This window comes from Moritella sp. JT01, from assembly GCF_001574435.1.
Lineage (GTDB): Bacteria > Pseudomonadota > Gammaproteobacteria > Enterobacterales > Moritellaceae > Moritella.
This window is the reverse complement of record NZ_LOCN01000006.1, coordinates 249,114-265,838: the sequence shown is the minus strand read 5'-3', so window position 1 is coordinate 265,838 and position 16,725 is coordinate 249,114. Positions and strand designations below refer to the sequence as shown.

Annotated in this window: 9 protein-coding genes and 6 tRNA genes; 2 read left to right on the top strand and 13 right to left on the bottom strand. The window is 39.3% G+C overall.

What is annotated here, in order from left to right; all coding sequences use genetic code 11:
- Window positions 1–66: 66 nt before the first annotated feature.
- The 7 genes from AKG98_RS06405 to AKG98_RS06375 all read right to left on the bottom strand — a co-directional run bounded on the left by AKG98_RS06405 (window position 67) and on the right by AKG98_RS06375 (window position 2,971).
- On the bottom strand, window positions 67–1,926 hold the full coding sequence (locus tag AKG98_RS06405; RefSeq protein WP_067043031.1) for an EAL domain-containing protein: 1,860 nt from the start codon (window positions 1,924–1,926) through the stop codon (window positions 67–69).
- A 231-nt stretch (window positions 1,927–2,157) separates the two neighbouring features.
- Window positions 2,158–2,233, bottom strand: a tRNA-Asn gene (locus AKG98_RS06400).
- Window positions 2,234–2,318: 85 nt separating this feature from the next.
- Window positions 2,319–2,394 (bottom strand) — tRNA-Asn (locus AKG98_RS06395).
- 47 nt (window positions 2,395–2,441) lie between these two features.
- A tRNA-Asn gene (locus AKG98_RS06390) sits at window positions 2,442–2,516 on the bottom strand.
- A gap of 48 nt (window positions 2,517–2,564) precedes the next feature.
- Window positions 2,565–2,640 (bottom strand) — tRNA-Asn (locus tag AKG98_RS06385).
- 47 nt (window positions 2,641–2,687) lie between these two features.
- Window positions 2,688–2,763, bottom strand: a tRNA-Asn gene (locus AKG98_RS06380).
- Window positions 2,764–2,895: 132 nt separating this feature from the next.
- Window positions 2,896–2,971, bottom strand: a tRNA-Asn gene (locus AKG98_RS06375).
- A gap of 764 nt (window positions 2,972–3,735) precedes the next feature.
- Here AKG98_RS06375 and uvrB point away from each other — a divergent pair.
- Window positions 3,736–5,730, top strand: coding sequence for an excinuclease ABC subunit UvrB (gene uvrB / locus AKG98_RS06370; RefSeq protein WP_067043028.1), 1,995 nt, complete (start codon window positions 3,736–3,738; stop codon window positions 5,728–5,730).
- 344 nt (window positions 5,731–6,074) lie between these two features.
- Window positions 6,075–7,577: an aerolysin family beta-barrel pore-forming toxin gene (locus tag AKG98_RS06365; RefSeq protein ID WP_157534078.1), complete on the top strand. Its 1,503-nt coding sequence runs from the start codon at window positions 6,075–6,077 to the stop codon at window positions 7,575–7,577.
- A 141-nt stretch (window positions 7,578–7,718) separates the two neighbouring features.
- Here AKG98_RS06365 and pfkA read toward each other — a convergent pair whose 3' ends face one another.
- From pfkA to AKG98_RS06335, 6 genes are all read right to left on the bottom strand, one after another.
- The gene (gene pfkA / locus AKG98_RS06360; RefSeq protein WP_067043023.1) at window positions 7,719–8,681 is read right to left on the bottom strand and encodes a 6-phosphofructokinase; all 963 of its coding nucleotides are present in this window, start codon (window positions 8,679–8,681) and stop codon (window positions 7,719–7,721) included.
- A 451-nt stretch (window positions 8,682–9,132) separates the two neighbouring features.
- A complete protein-coding gene (tpiA, locus tag AKG98_RS06355) occupies window positions 9,133–9,888 on the bottom strand; it encodes a triose-phosphate isomerase (RefSeq protein ID WP_067043020.1) in 756 nt (251 codons plus the stop codon).
- A 238-nt stretch (window positions 9,889–10,126) separates the two neighbouring features.
- A complete protein-coding gene (gene elyC, locus AKG98_RS06350) occupies window positions 10,127–10,882 on the bottom strand; it encodes an envelope biogenesis factor ElyC (protein WP_067043017.1) in 756 nt (251 codons plus the stop codon).
- Between the two features lie 30 nt (window positions 10,883–10,912).
- On the bottom strand, window positions 10,913–12,187 hold the full coding sequence (locus tag AKG98_RS06345) for a hypothetical protein (RefSeq protein ID WP_067043014.1): 1,275 nt from the start codon (window positions 12,185–12,187) through the stop codon (window positions 10,913–10,915).
- On the bottom strand, window positions 12,187–12,819 hold the full coding sequence (locus AKG98_RS06340) for a hypothetical protein (RefSeq protein ID WP_067043011.1): 633 nt from the start codon (window positions 12,817–12,819) through the stop codon (window positions 12,187–12,189). The genes AKG98_RS06345 and AKG98_RS06340 overlap by 1 nt, the downstream gene beginning before the upstream one ends.
- 3 nt (window positions 12,820–12,822) lie before the next feature.
- Complete coding sequence (locus AKG98_RS06335) at window positions 12,823–16,620, bottom strand: ATP-binding protein (protein WP_228140226.1); 3,798 nt, start codon at window positions 16,618–16,620, stop codon at window positions 12,823–12,825.
- Between the last annotated feature and the right edge of the window lie 105 nt (window positions 16,621–16,725).

The window sequence follows — 16,725 nt, the reverse complement described above, 5'->3', positions numbered from 1 at the left end:
TAAATTGATAACGTAAAAAGGCTAATAATTAATTAGTATCCTTACGTTACCTTGGGTTTTTGCTGTTTAACAGGCTATTTTACTTAATGGTGCAGGTTTTGAGATGAGATAACCTTGTATCCCGTCAACATACATGGACTCGAGTAATTGCTTTTGCGCTAAGTCTTCAACACCCTCGGCAATTACTTGGCAACTCATACGATGAGCCACATCAACAATCATACGTAAAAACTGCTGACTTGCATTATCATCTGTAATTGATTGAATTAAACCACTGTCTATTTTTATGTAATCTGGCTTTAGTTCTCTAAAGAGTTTGAATGAACTAATACCATGACCAAATTTACTAATTGCTGAGCGGCTACCAACGCGGCGCAGCATATCGACTATACGCTTACTTGAGACTATATTTCTTTCTAGCATAACTTCATCAATTTCAAAAACTAAATTGGTCGCGATACTTGGTTCGCGTAATAATAAGCGTTCTAGCCAGACAATAAATGCGCTACTTTGCACGGACTGTGAGGTTAGATTAACCCCCCATCGACTGGAACCATCCATTTGTGTCCGGCTATTACTAATGATGTTTTCGATAATTATTTGGTCAAGTTTAACTGTATAGTCCAAGCGTTGAGCCATTGCAAACAAGGTGTGAGTTGGCAGCATGGAATTGTTGCTACTAATAAAACGAGTATAAATTTCTTGGTAGTTTTTCATGTTACGGTGGATGGGTTGTACTGGTTGACTGAGTAACATCAGGCTGCGTTTATTGATAATCTCTTCAATCACATCTTTCCAATAAGATTGTCCTTGATTTTCTTGCTGGGCATCTTGTTGTTGGAATGCCCAATAATTAGGTCCTTCGAGTTGTGCTTTCGCTAATGCGGTATCCGCACGCGCTAATACTTGTTCAGGCTGCTGCCCTGAATGAACGGTCGTTATACCTATATACGCAACATTTTCTAGATCATGAAGTGATTGATAGTCATCAAGATTCGCTTTGATTTCTCGTGCCAATTTATGTGCGACGGCTGCAGTCATATTAGGAATGATAATGGTGAAATCAGGGCCTGAAACACGGTATAATCGACTATCGGGATAACGTTTTGTACATTGTTTAAGAATATTAGATATATCTTTTAGGTAAGTATCGCCGCGCTGAAATCCTCTGTGCTTATTGATATGTCCAAGCGCTGTTGCGCGAATTAATGCGAGAATGGCTGATTGGGATTTATTTTTTTTCGACAATAAATCTACAAGCTCACCACGAAAGTAGAATCGATTGTATAAACCAGTTAAATTATCCATGTTAATTTGTTTTGATAGGGCTTCAATTTTATCATGCTGATCTTGTAATTCTTTATGATGGTCTGCTTTATGCTGGGCAAGGCGGCGGGTGATAGCTGGGAATGCGTGGTATTTTGGTTTTGTCGTGTTACCAATATCGCTAAGAATATTCCTTTCTAACTTAACTAATAATCGTTTTATGGATGCAAGGCACAATAAATAAGCGATAAAGAGTGAAATAATAAAAGTGATTAGTAATTTAATTTGTGCGTTATCTTTGTCATTAAATCTGAGCTTAAATTTATAACTAAATAAATCTGTGGCACCTGAAAACTTTTTAGCGAGTTGAGGGAAGATCAACTGGATCAGAGTAGGGTAGTTGATATTGGCGTCCCAACTCGAAGATATAGATTCTGTTTGAATAAATAATTGGCTTAGCCCGAGGCGCTCTGTTAATAATTTAGCATTATCATCCGTAATTGAATCAAGACTAATTCTTTGACTCAATGCATCATTAACAATACTGCCTTGTATCGACAATGATGAATTTAATGAATGGTAGCCAAAACCTAATGAACTGATCAACATACATAAAAAAATAAATGTGATAGAAAGGTTGCAGCGAAAATAATCCGTCATTTTCATTATCCCTATAATATTTTACATCCTTGTTAGGCTAGATTAACCTGTTTAGATCAATAAAAATACGTATAAGAGGTAGTCGGATATAGATTATGCGATAACGGGCACTATTTCAGTAAGAATTAAACTTTAGTAGGAGAGATGTTTTAGTTATAAACATTAATTTACTCGTTAAGAGTACGATGAAAAAGCGTGCAATGAAGAGGGATTATTAGATATTAAAAGAAGTGGCTCCCCTTGCTAGACTTGAACTAGCGACATATGGATTAACAGTCCACCGTTCTACCAACTGAACTAAAGGGGAATTACTTGTGTGCTTCTTGCAAAGCTAATATGTTGTGATTATTTATACAACATACTATGACTCTTTATATTGATAATAAAGAATTTGGCTCCCCTTGCTAGACTTGAACTAGCGACATATGGATTAACAGTCCACCGTTCTACCAACTGAACTAAAGGGGAATTATTCGTTTTCATAAACAGCTATGTAATAAGGAGTTTAGGTAATATGGCTCCCTTTGCTAGACTTGAACTAGCGACATATGGATTAACAGTCCACCGTTCTACCAACTGAACTAAAGGGGAATTATTCGTTTTTATAAACAGCTATGTAATAAGCAATTTAGGTAATATGGCTCCCTTTGCTAGACTTGAACTAGCGACATATGGATTAACAGTCCACCGTTCTACCAACTGAACTAAAAGGGAATTATTCGTTTTCATAAACAGCTATGTAATAAGCCGTTTAATTAATATGGCTCCCCTTGCTAGACTTGAACTAGCGACATATGGATTAACAGTCCACCGTTCTACCAACTGAACTAAAGGGGAATTATTCTTTTTGCTTCTCTTGAAGCTTATAATTTGTGTGCTTCTCTTGAAGCCAATTAATGATATACACCGTTTATATTAATTCAGTGTAGTAATCACTAACGTTACTTTCTCTGTTAAAGAAAGAAAATGTGGCTCCCCTTGCTAGACTTGAACTAGCGACATATGGATTAACAGTCCACCGTTCTACCAACTGAACTAAAGGGGAATTACTTGTCTTTGTTTCGAAGACGGGGCGAATATTAAGGTTAGATGATTCTACTGTCAATGATAAAACGGCCAAAACGGTTATTTGCTTTTTTTTTGTCGAATAACTGAACGATGATGCTTAAGAAATATTGATAGCGTAGTTTAAGTAAACAATTGATTTATACGACAAGCATTTAAATATGGCGGTATTTCTATGCCAGACAATATTGTACCTACCATTTATCCTTAACTTCTTTCTATATAGCAGATATATTTAATAATATAGAATTGATTTTATAAATATGAGCGACACCAAACAAGTTTAATTTTTATTTTATACACAACGATATGTTTCTTTTTTATTGAGCTTTTTGAATATGACATTTTTTATTGAGTTATCCACTAAATCTGTGGGTAACTCTGTTGATTAAATCTGTAAAAGTAAAAAAGCAACTAATTTAGGGATTTAAAAAAGTGGTTTACCAGTTAGTCTGAAGTCACTTAATGTATTAAAATTCAATGGCTTGTGTGTTTTTATGTGTATTTTTGTCTGTTGATAACTTATCGGTTTAAATGCTTGTATCAAAAACAACCATGAAGATGCAATGTTTTTAAAATCTGTTGATAACTACTTGACATTTTTGTTTTTATATTGAGTTTTGTTTTTGATTGGCGTTATCCATCAAACTATCTGTGAGGATAGATAATTCTTATGGCGCACTAAGTGTAAATTGGTATTATGGGTTATATATAAATTAAAAAACCGAGTTGTGATCTTAAATAATGACGATTTTATTCGATTTATGTTCTGAATATACCCCGAGTGGTGATCAGCCTCAAGCGATTGAAAAGCTGGTTGATAGTTTTAATGCTGGCGTTGCCAGTCAAACCTTATTAGGCGTAACAGGGTCGGGTAAAACCTACACTGTCGCTAATATGATTGCGCAATTGAATCGTCCTACATTGCTCATGGCACCAAACAAAACGCTTGCAGCACAGCTCTATGCCGAAATGAAAGGTTTTTTCCCTAATAATGCGGTTGAGTATTTTGTTTCTTACTACGATTATTACCAGCCAGAAGCGTACGTACCAAGCACTGATACCTTTATTGAGAAAGATGCAGCTGTCAATGCACACATTGAACAAATGCGTCTATCAGCGACAAAAGCATTATTAGAGCGTCGTGATGTGATCCTTATTGCATCTGTTTCTGCTATATATGGGTTGGGTGATCCTGAGTCTTACCTAAAAATGATGCTGCATGTGTCTGTGGGTGAGGTGATTAGCCAACGTAGTATCATCCGTCGCTTAGCTGAGTTGCAATATACCCGTAACGACATGGATTTCAAACGCTCGACATTCCGTGTACGTGGCGAAGTTATCGATGTTTATCCAGCAGAATCAGATAAGCATGCTGTGCGTTTAGAAATGTTTGATGATGAAATTGAACGTATTAGCTATTTTGATCCCCTCACGGGCGCTGTTGAAAAAACAGTAGAGCGCGCGACTATTTATCCTAAGACGCACTATGTTACCCCAAGAGAAAAGATCTTAGATGCAATTGAGCACATCAAGGTAGAATTGTCAGAGCGTAAAAAGCAGCTATTATCAGCAAATAAGTTAGTTGAAGAGCAGCGCGTGAGTCAGCGTGTGCAGTTTGATATTGAGATGATGCAAGAACTTGGTTATTGCTCGGGTATTGAAAACTACTCACGGTATCTATCAGGTCGAACGCCGGGTGATGCGCCTCCAACCTTGTTGGACTATCTACCTGATGATGGTTTATTGGTCATTGATGAATCCCACGTAACCGTACCGCAAATTGGTGCTATGTATAAAGGTGACCGCTCACGTAAAGAAACATTGGTTGAGTTTGGTTTTCGTTTGCCTTCTGCATTAGATAATAGACCGCTTAAGTTTGAAGAGTTTGAATCTATCTCACCGCAAACCTTATACGTATCAGCAACGCCGAGTCAGTATGAATTGGATCGTTGCGAAGGTGAAATTGTTCAGCAGCTCGTACGACCGACAGGGCTATTAGATCCAATCATTGAAGTACGTCCGGTTGATACGCAGGTTGATGATCTACTCAGCGAAATTAATATACGTGTAGAAAAGGGCGAAAGGGTACTCGCAACGACATTAACTAAGCGTATGTCTGAAGACTTAGCTGAATACCTTGCAGATCACGGTGTTAAGGTTCGTTATTTACACTCAGATATTGATACTGTTGAGCGTGTGGAGATTATTCGAGATCTACGTTTAGGTGTATTTGATGTACTCGTTGGTATTAACTTGCTACGTGAAGGTCTAGATATACCTGAGGTGTCTTTGGTCGCTATCTTGGATGCCGATAAAGAAGGTTTTTTACGTTCTGAACGCTCGTTGATCCAAACCATTGGCCGTGCAGCTCGTAATCTCGAAGGTAAAGCTATCTTATATGCTAATCGCATCACCAAATCGATGGATAAAGCCATTAGCGAAACCGAGCGTCGCCGTGCTTTGCAGCATGAACATAACGTGAAGCATGGCATTATACCAAAAGGACTGAAGAAAAAGGTCGGTGATGCCTTAAATATAGGTAGAACACCAGAGCAACAAATGATGCATATTGCTGAGCAGAAAGCGACGTATGCAGTGTTTACCCCAGCAGAACTGAGTAAAGAGATCGTGCGCTTAGAAGAGCTGATGTATAAATACGCACAAGATCTTGAGTTTGAAAAAGCCAGTGAAACGCGTGATAAAGTGGCTAAACTGCGTGAGCAACTGATTCAATAATACAGCGTTTAGTATCTAAATAGTAATGGTAGAACTGAAAAGGCCAACCCAATTTAAATTGGGTTGGCCTTTTTGTTTTTACGAAACACTATATCTTCTCCTTTATATTCATGAACTTCTACGATCCATTATTTATATTTATCTCATCATAAACCTCCGACCACTTGATTAAAAATGACTTTGAATACAGTCGTGCAGGCATGTAGGCTTTTTTTTAATGAGAATTAAAATTATTACTGTGGATGTTGTATTGATGAAAATATATATATATATCATTGTTCGAAATATGAACAATGATAAGTGTTTTTAACATTATAAATATAAATGAAAGGGAAATGTTAATTATGAAAAAAATAAAGATACAAACATTTAATCTGCTTTCAGCTTCAATTCTGCTAGTCGTTTCTGGTGGTGTTAGAGCTGAACAGATCTATACGGATCAGATTGTTCTTGATTCACTTGGTGATGATGTTTGTCGCGCTGGATATCGTCCTGTTGATCATCTCGAAGCTTCAACGCACAGAAATTATTTTGCATCAAAGATGGGGCAGTGGGACATAATAGGGCTAAAAGGTAAATGGGTAATTATGGGGCCTGGCTATAATAGTGTGATTAAAGAAGAACTGTCCAATCAACATCAGCCAGTAGGGACTTGGTGCGTACCTCTGTCTGGCCAAAGTGATATTCCCACTTACTCGATGAAAACGATACCTGAAGGCGATGAGATCGATATCCAGTATGCTTTGGTTAATGATTACGATAACTTTGTGCGGCCTTTAAGCTACTTAGCACATTATCTCGGATATGCTTGGGTTGGGGGGAACAATAGTTCATACGTTGGCAGAGATATGGATGTTACTCGCTCTGGGGACCAATGGTTTATCCAAGGAAATAATAATGGCCCATGTTCTGGTTACCGTTGTGGTGAGAAGACAAAAATAACGATTAACAACTTTGCTTATACCGTTGACGATGGTAATTTTTCGCATGGCGATGTGGTTGAATCTGATCGAGAATTGGTTAAAACAATATCTGTCATGGCTCGGAACTACAGTGATATTCCTCAGCAGGTAGTCGTTGACCTGACGGTCGATGAGTCTACTAGTTGGAGTAAAACAAATACATTCGGGTTTTCACAGAAGGTTGCAACAGAAAATACCTTTGAGTGGCCACTGGTAGGGGAAACTAAACTGACTATCGAGTTTGGAGCTAATCAGAGCTTTGGTAATACAAATGGTGGCTCAACCAGTCACAAGGTCTCACTACAGGCTCGCCCAATGGTTCCAGCTAATTCCCAACTACCTATTCGTTTAGATCTTTATCGTTCTGATATCTCTTATCCTTATCAGTTTGATGCAAAAATTAGTTATGATACGAACTTTAATGGTTTCTTACGTTGGGGTGGTAATGCGTGGAATACTCACCCTGAAAACCGCCCATACAGAAGCCATACTTTTAGTATGGGACGCAGTAGTGAGCCATCAGCAGATATTCGGTATCAGTGGGATCACCGCTATATTCCAGGTGAAGTAAAATGGTGGGACTGGAGTTATGCGATTACACAAAACGGCTTGAGTAATATGCAATACGCAACAGGAAAAAGTCTGCGTCCGTTCAAATCTTATGTATCTGGTGATTTTTATGCTAAATCGCAATATGCTGGTGCAATTGAAATTGGTAAACCTACAGAATTGAAAAATGCACCTAATAGTCGAGGAACCGTTCCTGAGGGTCAAGTAATGACGAAACTATCCGACTCTATCGTAGTGTTCGATAACTTTGACATAGATGAATTGGAGTCTCTTGGCTTTGGTAACGCTGAACTAAGTATCCGTATTGCTGAATAGATTAAAAGATTATCTATAACGCTAATATTTTTAAATAAGTGTAATATGGCCGACTTCACTATTTTAGCGGGCCGGCCTTCTAGCATTATTAATATTCCATTTTAAATATATCTAATCTAAAAATATCAATACTACACGCTTTTAGAATAACGAATCAGACAGATCAAACAGTTCTTGATTGAAAGGACGTTTCATATTGTTGATACAATCAATAATGTCATGATGAACCATTTGTGAATTCATCAAACCTACACAACGACCGCCTTCACCATCGATTAATAGTTTAACTGCATATGAGCCCATACGACTTGCCATAATACGGTCACGGGCAGTTGGTGTACCGCCGCGCTGTAAATGGCCTAGGATCGTAGCACGTGTCTCACGGCCTGTTTCAGCTTCAATATGTTTAGCCAGTGTATCTACATTTGTTACATGTTCACACATCGCAATGATTGCGTGTTTTTTGCCTTTTTCGATACCCGCTTTGACTTGCGTTAACAATTCAGCTTCATCATAACCTTTTTCAGGAATTACAACGAATTCTGCACCACCGGCAACCGCTGCACCCATGGTTAAATCGCCACAGTAGCGACCCATGATTTCAACAATTGAGATACGTTGATGTGATGTTGAGGTATCACGTAAACGGTCAATTGCGTCAACCACCGTGTTAAGTGCAGTATCAAAACCAATGGTGTAAGTGGTGCCAGGAATATCGTTATCAATTGTTCCTGGAATACCGATACATGGGAAGCCCATTTCAGTTAGCTTCTTTGCACCCATGTAAGAACCGTCACCACCGATCACAACAAGTGCGTCGATATCGTGTTTTTTAAGGTTCTCAATTGCTTCTCTACGTACGCTTTCTTCTTTAAATTCAGGGAAACGTGCAGAGCCTAGGAAAGTACCACCACGGTTAATGACATCAGAAACTGATTTACGATCTAGTTTCTCAATACGATTTTGGTGTAAACCAGCATAACCGTCGTAAATACCATAAACTTCTAAACCAAGATGTAAGCCTTCACGCACCACTGCTCGGATTGCTGCGTTCATACCTGGTGCATCACCACCACTTGTTAAAACACCTATTCTTTTAATCATTGAAGCCTCAAATATATCAGTCGATGATACTTTATTTATTGGGTTAGAGTGTTGTACTTATCTAGGTAGAGTGTTGTACTTATCTAGGTAGAGTACTGTTTCAGCAAGTGATAGCACGCTTGTTAATTTATTTAGCACACCAATTTTAGTTTATCTGTTGCTGTTACTTTCTCGTTATCATAATTACTTTTTATTAATTTATTATAACTATGTATTCTATTATTTTCTGTGTCTTGTGACTATAATTATCACTAAAGTGATACTTCTGGCGCTTTCATATGAAACTTTCGATCGAAAAATAAAATAATGCCTTGGTGCAATTTTATTTTTTACAATATAAATTTAATAAGAAAGGAGCGTAGTAATACATCATTATTAAGTAATCTGTATTACTACACTTTTATTCCTAATTCAGAGTAGAACATCGCTCTATATTAGGTTTTGATAGGTACTATGCAGAAGCACCAGCAATAACTTTAGAGAATTCTACAGCGTCCAGTGAAGCGCCGCCTACTAGGCCACCATCAATGTCTGCTTGACCGAATAATTCAGCAGCGTTAGCGCCTTTAACTGAACCACCGTAAAGGATTTGAACTTTGTTTGCTACTGCAGCATCTTGCTCTGCTAACCATGAACGGATGTGAGCGTGGATGTCTTGTGCAATTTCAGGTGTTGCTGTTTTACCAGTACCGATTGCCCAAACTGGTTCGTATGCGATAACTGCTTTTTTTAGAGACGTGATACCAGATTTAGTAACAACCGCTTGAAGTTGCGCTTCAACAACTGCTTTAGTTTCGCCAGCTTCGAATTGCGCTAGCGTTTCACCGATACAAAGTACAGGTACTAGGCCATGTTCTTGTGCAGCAGCAAATTTGTCAGCAACAACTTCGCTTGATTCACCGTGTATAACACGACGTTCGCTGTGACCAACAAGTGTATATTTACAACCGAATTCTTTTAACATAACCGCTGAGTTTTCACCAGTGAATGCACCAGCTGTATTCACGTCACAATCTTGTGCGCCGTAGCTAATTGCAGTGTCAGCTGTTAATGCTTCAACTTGTGGGATAAAAACAGCAGGAGGGCATACCGCAACTTCAACAGTTGCATTGTCTTTTGCCGCATCAACTAAACCGTTAATTAAAGCTTCTACAGATGCTTTAGTTGCGTTTAGTTTCCAGTTACCCATTACTAGTGCTTGTCTCATGTCTATCTCCGATATGGTTTAACGCTATTTTTCTTCAACCTAATTGACTTGAGTAACAATGACTAAAGTCGCTTAAGTTGAGAACATGGGATGATTATAGAGTCATCTAGCGTCAGGGCAAGTTGTCACAAGACAATTATTGGTAATAAAACTACATAAAATGCGGTAACTGTGACTTGACCCACGTTTACTTGCTCAATTTAGACTTAAATGCAGTGTTAATTACAGAATAGAAAACTTATTGGTCATTTTTTAGCGACAACCAAGCCAGTCCTAACCATTCATGGACCACTATTTCACTTACCGCGAGATATCGAGCACGAGGGAAGTAATAGTGTAATGGTTGCATGCCATTCACCGGTTTACTGACATGCGCAGTTGGTGCGGGGATAGGGGATAAACCTTGTTGTTGGAATATTTTCATCGCCCGTGGCATGTGCGTTGCTGAGGTGACTAGTACGAAACGTTTACCTTGAGTAATCTCTTTATTATCAATAGCTTCTTCTATTGTGTCTCGAGGGTCTTCTAATAATATAATGGCTGATTTGGGTACGCCTAATGCGATAGCTAAACGCGCATTCATTTTCGCATTACTGTTAATGTCACCACCGCTATAACCACTAAAAATTAACGTTGCTGTTGGGTTTAGTTTATAAATACGTACGCCTTCTGTGGTTCGAGCAAGGGCGGCAGGGGTTAACTGACTGGTTATCGGTAAGCTGTCTACCGTGGTGTGACCGTTGCCCAATACGTGGATATAATCAACGCTTTGCTGCTGGTAACTCGGGTACTGAGACTCTAATGTAGCGGCTAAACGGCTAGCGACAGGATCAAGGCTTAATAGAAATAATGTAATAAAACTACTACAAAACAGCACTTGAGCACTGCGTTTATGGCGGGTTAGTTTATATAATAGTGCCGCAAGGATAAAAAAAGTGAGCAGTAATGGCAGCGGCATTAACCAGGTACCAATGATTTTTTTAAGTTCGAACATAGGAAAATTGGTACCTGTTTGTAAAAAAGATTAAGGGCGCTGTAGTTTAATATCGCTCACGCGTAAATTCCCCGAAATTAATATCGAACCCGGTAATTCAGTCGTGCTGGCGTCAGGGAAATCAATCGCCATCACTTTTCGTACGGCGGGCGCACACTTGTAGTATTCATTATATAGAATACTTAACCATAAATGTTTCGGTAAAATATCGGTGAGCTGGTTGTCTTGCTGCCAATAGTGCAGGGCAGAGAAGGGGTCGCCTTTATTACTCAATACTTGGGTAAATAACGCTTCGCACTGTGACAATACATAGTCGGCTTCGAGTTGACGCGCTTTTTGCTGTAAGTCATCAATACGACCACTGCTGCGTAAATCAACGGTTTCAGTATCTGACTTACTTTCTTTACGTAATGAGTTGTAAATGTCGGTGAGTTCTTCTTGCTGTACCTGATTGCTAATATCAACACTGGCTGATAATTGCAGTGGCGCAACGCGATTGAAGATAGCCGGTACTTGTTCACGTTCAGCGTAGTCGTCTAATTCCCAAATAGGATTGTCTTTTAAGAATTTAGACATGGCTTTAAGACGGGCGACTTGTTCATTTTGCTTACGCAGGGTCATTAGCAATTGACGCATACGATGAACTGCGCCTTCTAACTGACGGTTAATACGACGATAACCATCAATAAAGAAAGTAACTTTGCGGCTGAGTTCTGCAGGCACATCATCCCAATCTAACCAGCTATATACGTCATTAAGATTAATATCGGCTAACGCATTAAGTAGGCCCTCGGTATAAGCGATGGCTTTTTCATTCTCATGGATCTTACTTTCTAAGCTATCCACAAAACCGAATTTACTGGTGATCGCTGCGAACAAACCACTGACACTGTCTTCTAATTCATAAACAATGCCGTAAAGCTCTTCGTCTACCTGACTTAAATAGAAAGAAACTTCATTGTGCTGACCGGTTAATAACGCTCGTTTATATGACTTAATATCACCGTCAATGTGTTGCATTACTTTAGCGATATCAGTACGTTTACGGTAAGATGCATGACGTAATAATAGTTTGTCTAAAATACGTTTTAAGTTGATGGCCAGCATATAGGTGCCATCTTCTTCACTTGGACGGATCAGCCCATTCTTGGTGAGCATTTCTAATAAGGCGCTATTCTCGCCATTATCAATAATGCTGCCATCGAAATACGCTTGCGCCAACATGCTGCTGTTTGTTTTAGCAAATGAAGTGCGTATTATCTGGGCAATTTTTTCGACTTCAGAAGCGCTTTTCAGCTGTGACATTAAAACATCTCCGACTGTGAGTCATCGAAGATATGGTTATCTTGTGTTTCTAATTTCAACGATTCACTGTCATTAATAAAATCAATTAACTCGTGAATGTAGTTCATTTTAGCGGTGATCTGATAAATGGTACTGCCCGTCTCTAAACGTTGTACGTAGCCAGCTTCATCTAATTTTTTTAAAATAAAGTTAAGCTGTTCCGAGATATCATTACGGCTGGTTTTGAAAATACCTTTATTGGTTAATAGCGCTAACTGTTGCTTTAACGTCGGTTCGTGCTCAATACCACGTAATAATTCAGACAAGCGGATAGTATCGCCTGCGCGCATGGCGCAATCATGTACAAGAGCTGTCATGGCGAGATCTAAAAAGTTAACCAATGGGCGGAAGATATCACGTACTTGGCGTAGCTGCTGACGAATATCCGCGCGGTTCTCTTCTTCAATCGTGCAGTAACAAGCGACAAAGGCTAAACCATCTTCAATCACTTTTACTTTACGGTTAATCAAACGCAGGTAATCATTTACCTTTTCAAATAAGCTCTGCTCAGACAGGTAGCGGTATGCATCAGGTTGACTGACCTGACAAATGGTATGACCCTGTAACAATAATTCAACGGTAGTTTGAAACATGGGTTAACCCTCTTCTTGCATAGTTGCTGGCGCTGTATTTACTGACGACGTTAATTCTGGTTCTGATACTAAGATTTTTTTGGCATCCCGATTTAACAGAGCCATGAGGGGATCGTCATCAACATTCATCTGGATCAGACGTTTATTACGGCTATCAATTTCATATAGGTGATCGAATAACTGCAATACCGACTTATCGGTTGACGGTGATGCTGTCATGATCTGAATACCGTGTTGATTTAGCATTTCGAGCATTGCTTGAATGTTTTCAGAATGCAGTTCACCTAATTCATCGACTGGCCAAGTGATCACGGTACTTGCATCGGGGCGCAACATGGTTGTTAAACCGGTAAAGAAAGTGATTAAGGCTAAGTAAGATAGACCCGTTGATGAGACATCTTCCAGTTCTTTTGGCGTTGTTGCACGGGTCGTTCGACCGTTTTCAACAATGGTAAATTCAATATCAAATAGCTCATTGTGCTGCATGTTATTGTTTTTCGGCAATACCGCTGACAGTTCATCCAAGCTATCAATTAAGTCTTGTGGAATACTGCGATCATGCGTGAGTTCGGTATTAGCTTGATATGCTTCAAACGCCTCGTTTACATTCTCAAGTTGTTGCCAGTAACCTAACTTGTCCATCTTAGTTCGGATGGCAATTTTAATATCACCGAGGGCTGTGAAGAACTGTTTACCATTCATGTGGCTAGACAGTTTACGGCCAGTACGGGTAATGTTGCGATCAAAGTTACTTAAATGGGTATAGATAGATAAAATATCGTTAGCACGTAATTCAACTTCGTGCGTGGTCGATGTTTGCAATAGTTTTGCATTTTTCAATACATAGCTCAGCTGTTCGCCGCTGTTAATCGCTTCTTCAAGACGATAGTTCACCATCTCTGGATCGCTTTCAATGCGGTTTTCTAGCCAGCCAATTTGCAGTGTACTTCTTGAGTAACGTTTTAATTCACTGCTGATTTTATTCACCGAGCTTAATACATTACTTTGTTGTTTACCTAACAGACTTATTTGACTGTTCGTTAGCTTCGAGATGTTGTTGACGCTGTATTCTGGTAAATCATCATGTGTAACAGCTGGGTAGTCTGCTAGTTTTACGAGGCTGTTATCTAAGCCTTTTAATTGTAATACTAAGTCAGTAACGAGCTTATCGAGCTGGGTTTTCTCTTGCTCTAGCTTGTCGGTCGACTGCTGATAGTCTTGCTTTTTATCTTTTAATTGCTGTTGGAAACGTTGGATTGCAGCATCTAAGCGGCGTAAACGTTCACGGCCCGGTTCCACTTGCGACCATGATGTTTCTAACCAGCTATTATACTTATCCGCTTTTTGTTGGAATACTTTGGCATTCTCAACGGCTCTCATCGTTTGTTTTATTTTCGCTTCAAGGGCGTTAAAGATGCTGGCATTAATTCCGGCGTCGCTTAATGCGGCTTGCAATGCATCGGCAATACGTTGCGTTTCAACTTGTGCTTCATTGCGCAGATTGTCGAGTGATGACTGGTAGCTATCAATACGCTGATTATAGTCAGTTTCTAGCTGGCAATGTACGCCTAAACGTTCGTTGTTTAGTTCGTTATGACGACTTTGATAATCAACTTTCGCTTGGCTTAATGCTTGTAGCGCTTGAACTAAGAGTAGTTCTGTATCCGCTAATTCAGTTTGCACTCGCGCAATCGCTAAGGTTTTGTATTGTTCTAGTTTACCGTTTAGCTCATCTTCTTCATTGACTAAACTAGTCAGTAATTGATTTTGTTTAAACAGTAATTGTTTGCTCGACATTAATTGTTTATCAAGCTCTTCAACTTCTTTATTTAATTGTTCGAGTGCTTTTTGCAGTTGTTCACGTTCTGCTTTTTTAGCCCCTATTTGCGCTGAGATATGTTGTTCTTTTTCTGCTAGTGCGCTGTCTGTGAACGAGGCGTGTTCTAGGGCATTAAGGTTGATTTTGATGCCATAAAAATCTTGAACTTGGGTTAGCGCGGTTTCGGAATCGGATTGTTTCGCTGCGTCAGCAAATGCGGCTAATAATTCAGGTTCAAGATGCAGGTGTTTTAATAGCTCAGGATTTATCACACGGCCGATATTGCTTTGCCAGTTTGGCACATGTTCAGCAAGGAAGGCATGTAAAGAGCCTTTTTCTGGACTCTGTAATGCTTGTACATCACGGTGCTGCTGCGCTAAATGGTTTAATTCAATTTTTAAACGGTCATTGGCTTGCAGCGCTTGATGCTGTTTTTGGCGTAAGCTTTGTGACTCATTGCTAATACGGTTATACGCTTCCTGACGTTCGTTAATATTACGACGGCATTGGCTTAAGTTTTGTTGTAGCTGTTGAGATTGAACAGTCAGTTCTGGATTAATCTGCGGCTGTTCTAGCTGCAGATTAAGCGAGATCTTAGTATGCTCAAACGGTGTTTTCTTTTCGGTTAACTGATCAATCAGCGTTTGTGTTTGCGTTCTTAATTCGCTTTCTAACGTTGCATAGTGTAGTTTGTTTTCACTTAACGCGGTTGTTAATTGTTGACGCTGAGAACTGATTTCGTTCGTTAGTTGTTGCTCGCGCTTGTTAAAATCAAGCTCTTGTTTTTGCTGTTGTTCGGTAAACGTGCGACTAAGATCGGCAGACTTTTCACTTAACTGGGTTTTTTCGTTGTTCAGATTGATTAAGCGTAAGGTAAAATCAGATAACTCAGAACCACGCTGCTCATAGGTCGCGGCTTCATCATCTTCAAAATCAATTTTTTCTTGTTCTAATTTATCTAGATCGTGTTTAATTTCACGATGGGCTTTTTCTTCATCGTGACAGGCATCTTCAATCGTCAATACTTGCTGTCTGTGTGCTTCTTTTAAGTCGGTCAGCTCAAGCAATACATCTTTTAAACGTGTGCCTGCAGTGTCTTGATCTTGATTACACTTCTGTTGGTAGATATCAGCAAGGTGATGTAGGTGCTGTAGATCTTTTTTGATTTCAACAAGTGAATCAATGTCAGTTAATGACGACAGGATCTTGTCTTCTAGATTGAGAATGGCTTGTGATGAATGCAGGTCGGCTAGCCAGCTATCAATATCGGTTTTATCAATGTTAACCATGTCAGTCACATTGTGGCTGAGCATTTCTGAACTGATCGCGTCTTGCGAGATCTCGATGATCATTTGTTTGATCACGTCGAAGTTAGAGATCTTATTAAATACCGAGGTAACGACTTTTTCAATGTGCTTAATCGGTGATTGGCTCATTGAAAAACGTTGTTGTAGTGTACGTAGTGATTTCTTGCCGCCGAGATCTCGATGATTCTGAATGACTTTTGCATATTCATCGACACTTAACAGGCTGCTGATTTCGCAACGATGTTGGGTTCGATAATTACGTTTAATTTCGTCATCGCCAAAGATATTGCCACTTTCATCTAGGTACATCTTGATATCGAACGGGTGATCAATAAAGCGATATTGCAGTTTATCGCCATCGCTTTTAATTAATACATGACATAACTGCGGTGTGTCAGTGCCGTTCGGACGTTGATAGTCAAAAATGATGTAGCTGGTTTTACGCGGCAAATAATACGCGGCAAATGATTTCTTGTTGGCATTACGTTCAACAATACGTCCAGGTCGCGCACCCCAAAACAGCATAGGCAGTTTAAGTAGTGTCGTTTTACCGGCACCATTGGTCCCCGCAACTTTAATATTACCCGTGTTATTTAACTCAAGTAATTTACCCGGCCAAAAGCTATCAATAAGGTAAGTTGTGCGACAAAGATATTGTTGTGAAGAATCAGTCATTATCATTATTTTGCAAGAAATCGAACCCCATATTTTAACTGAATGACGCACAAGATGTAAGAAAAAAAGATAAGTTTAGTCGGGTGATGAGTGGTTCTGCTCAGA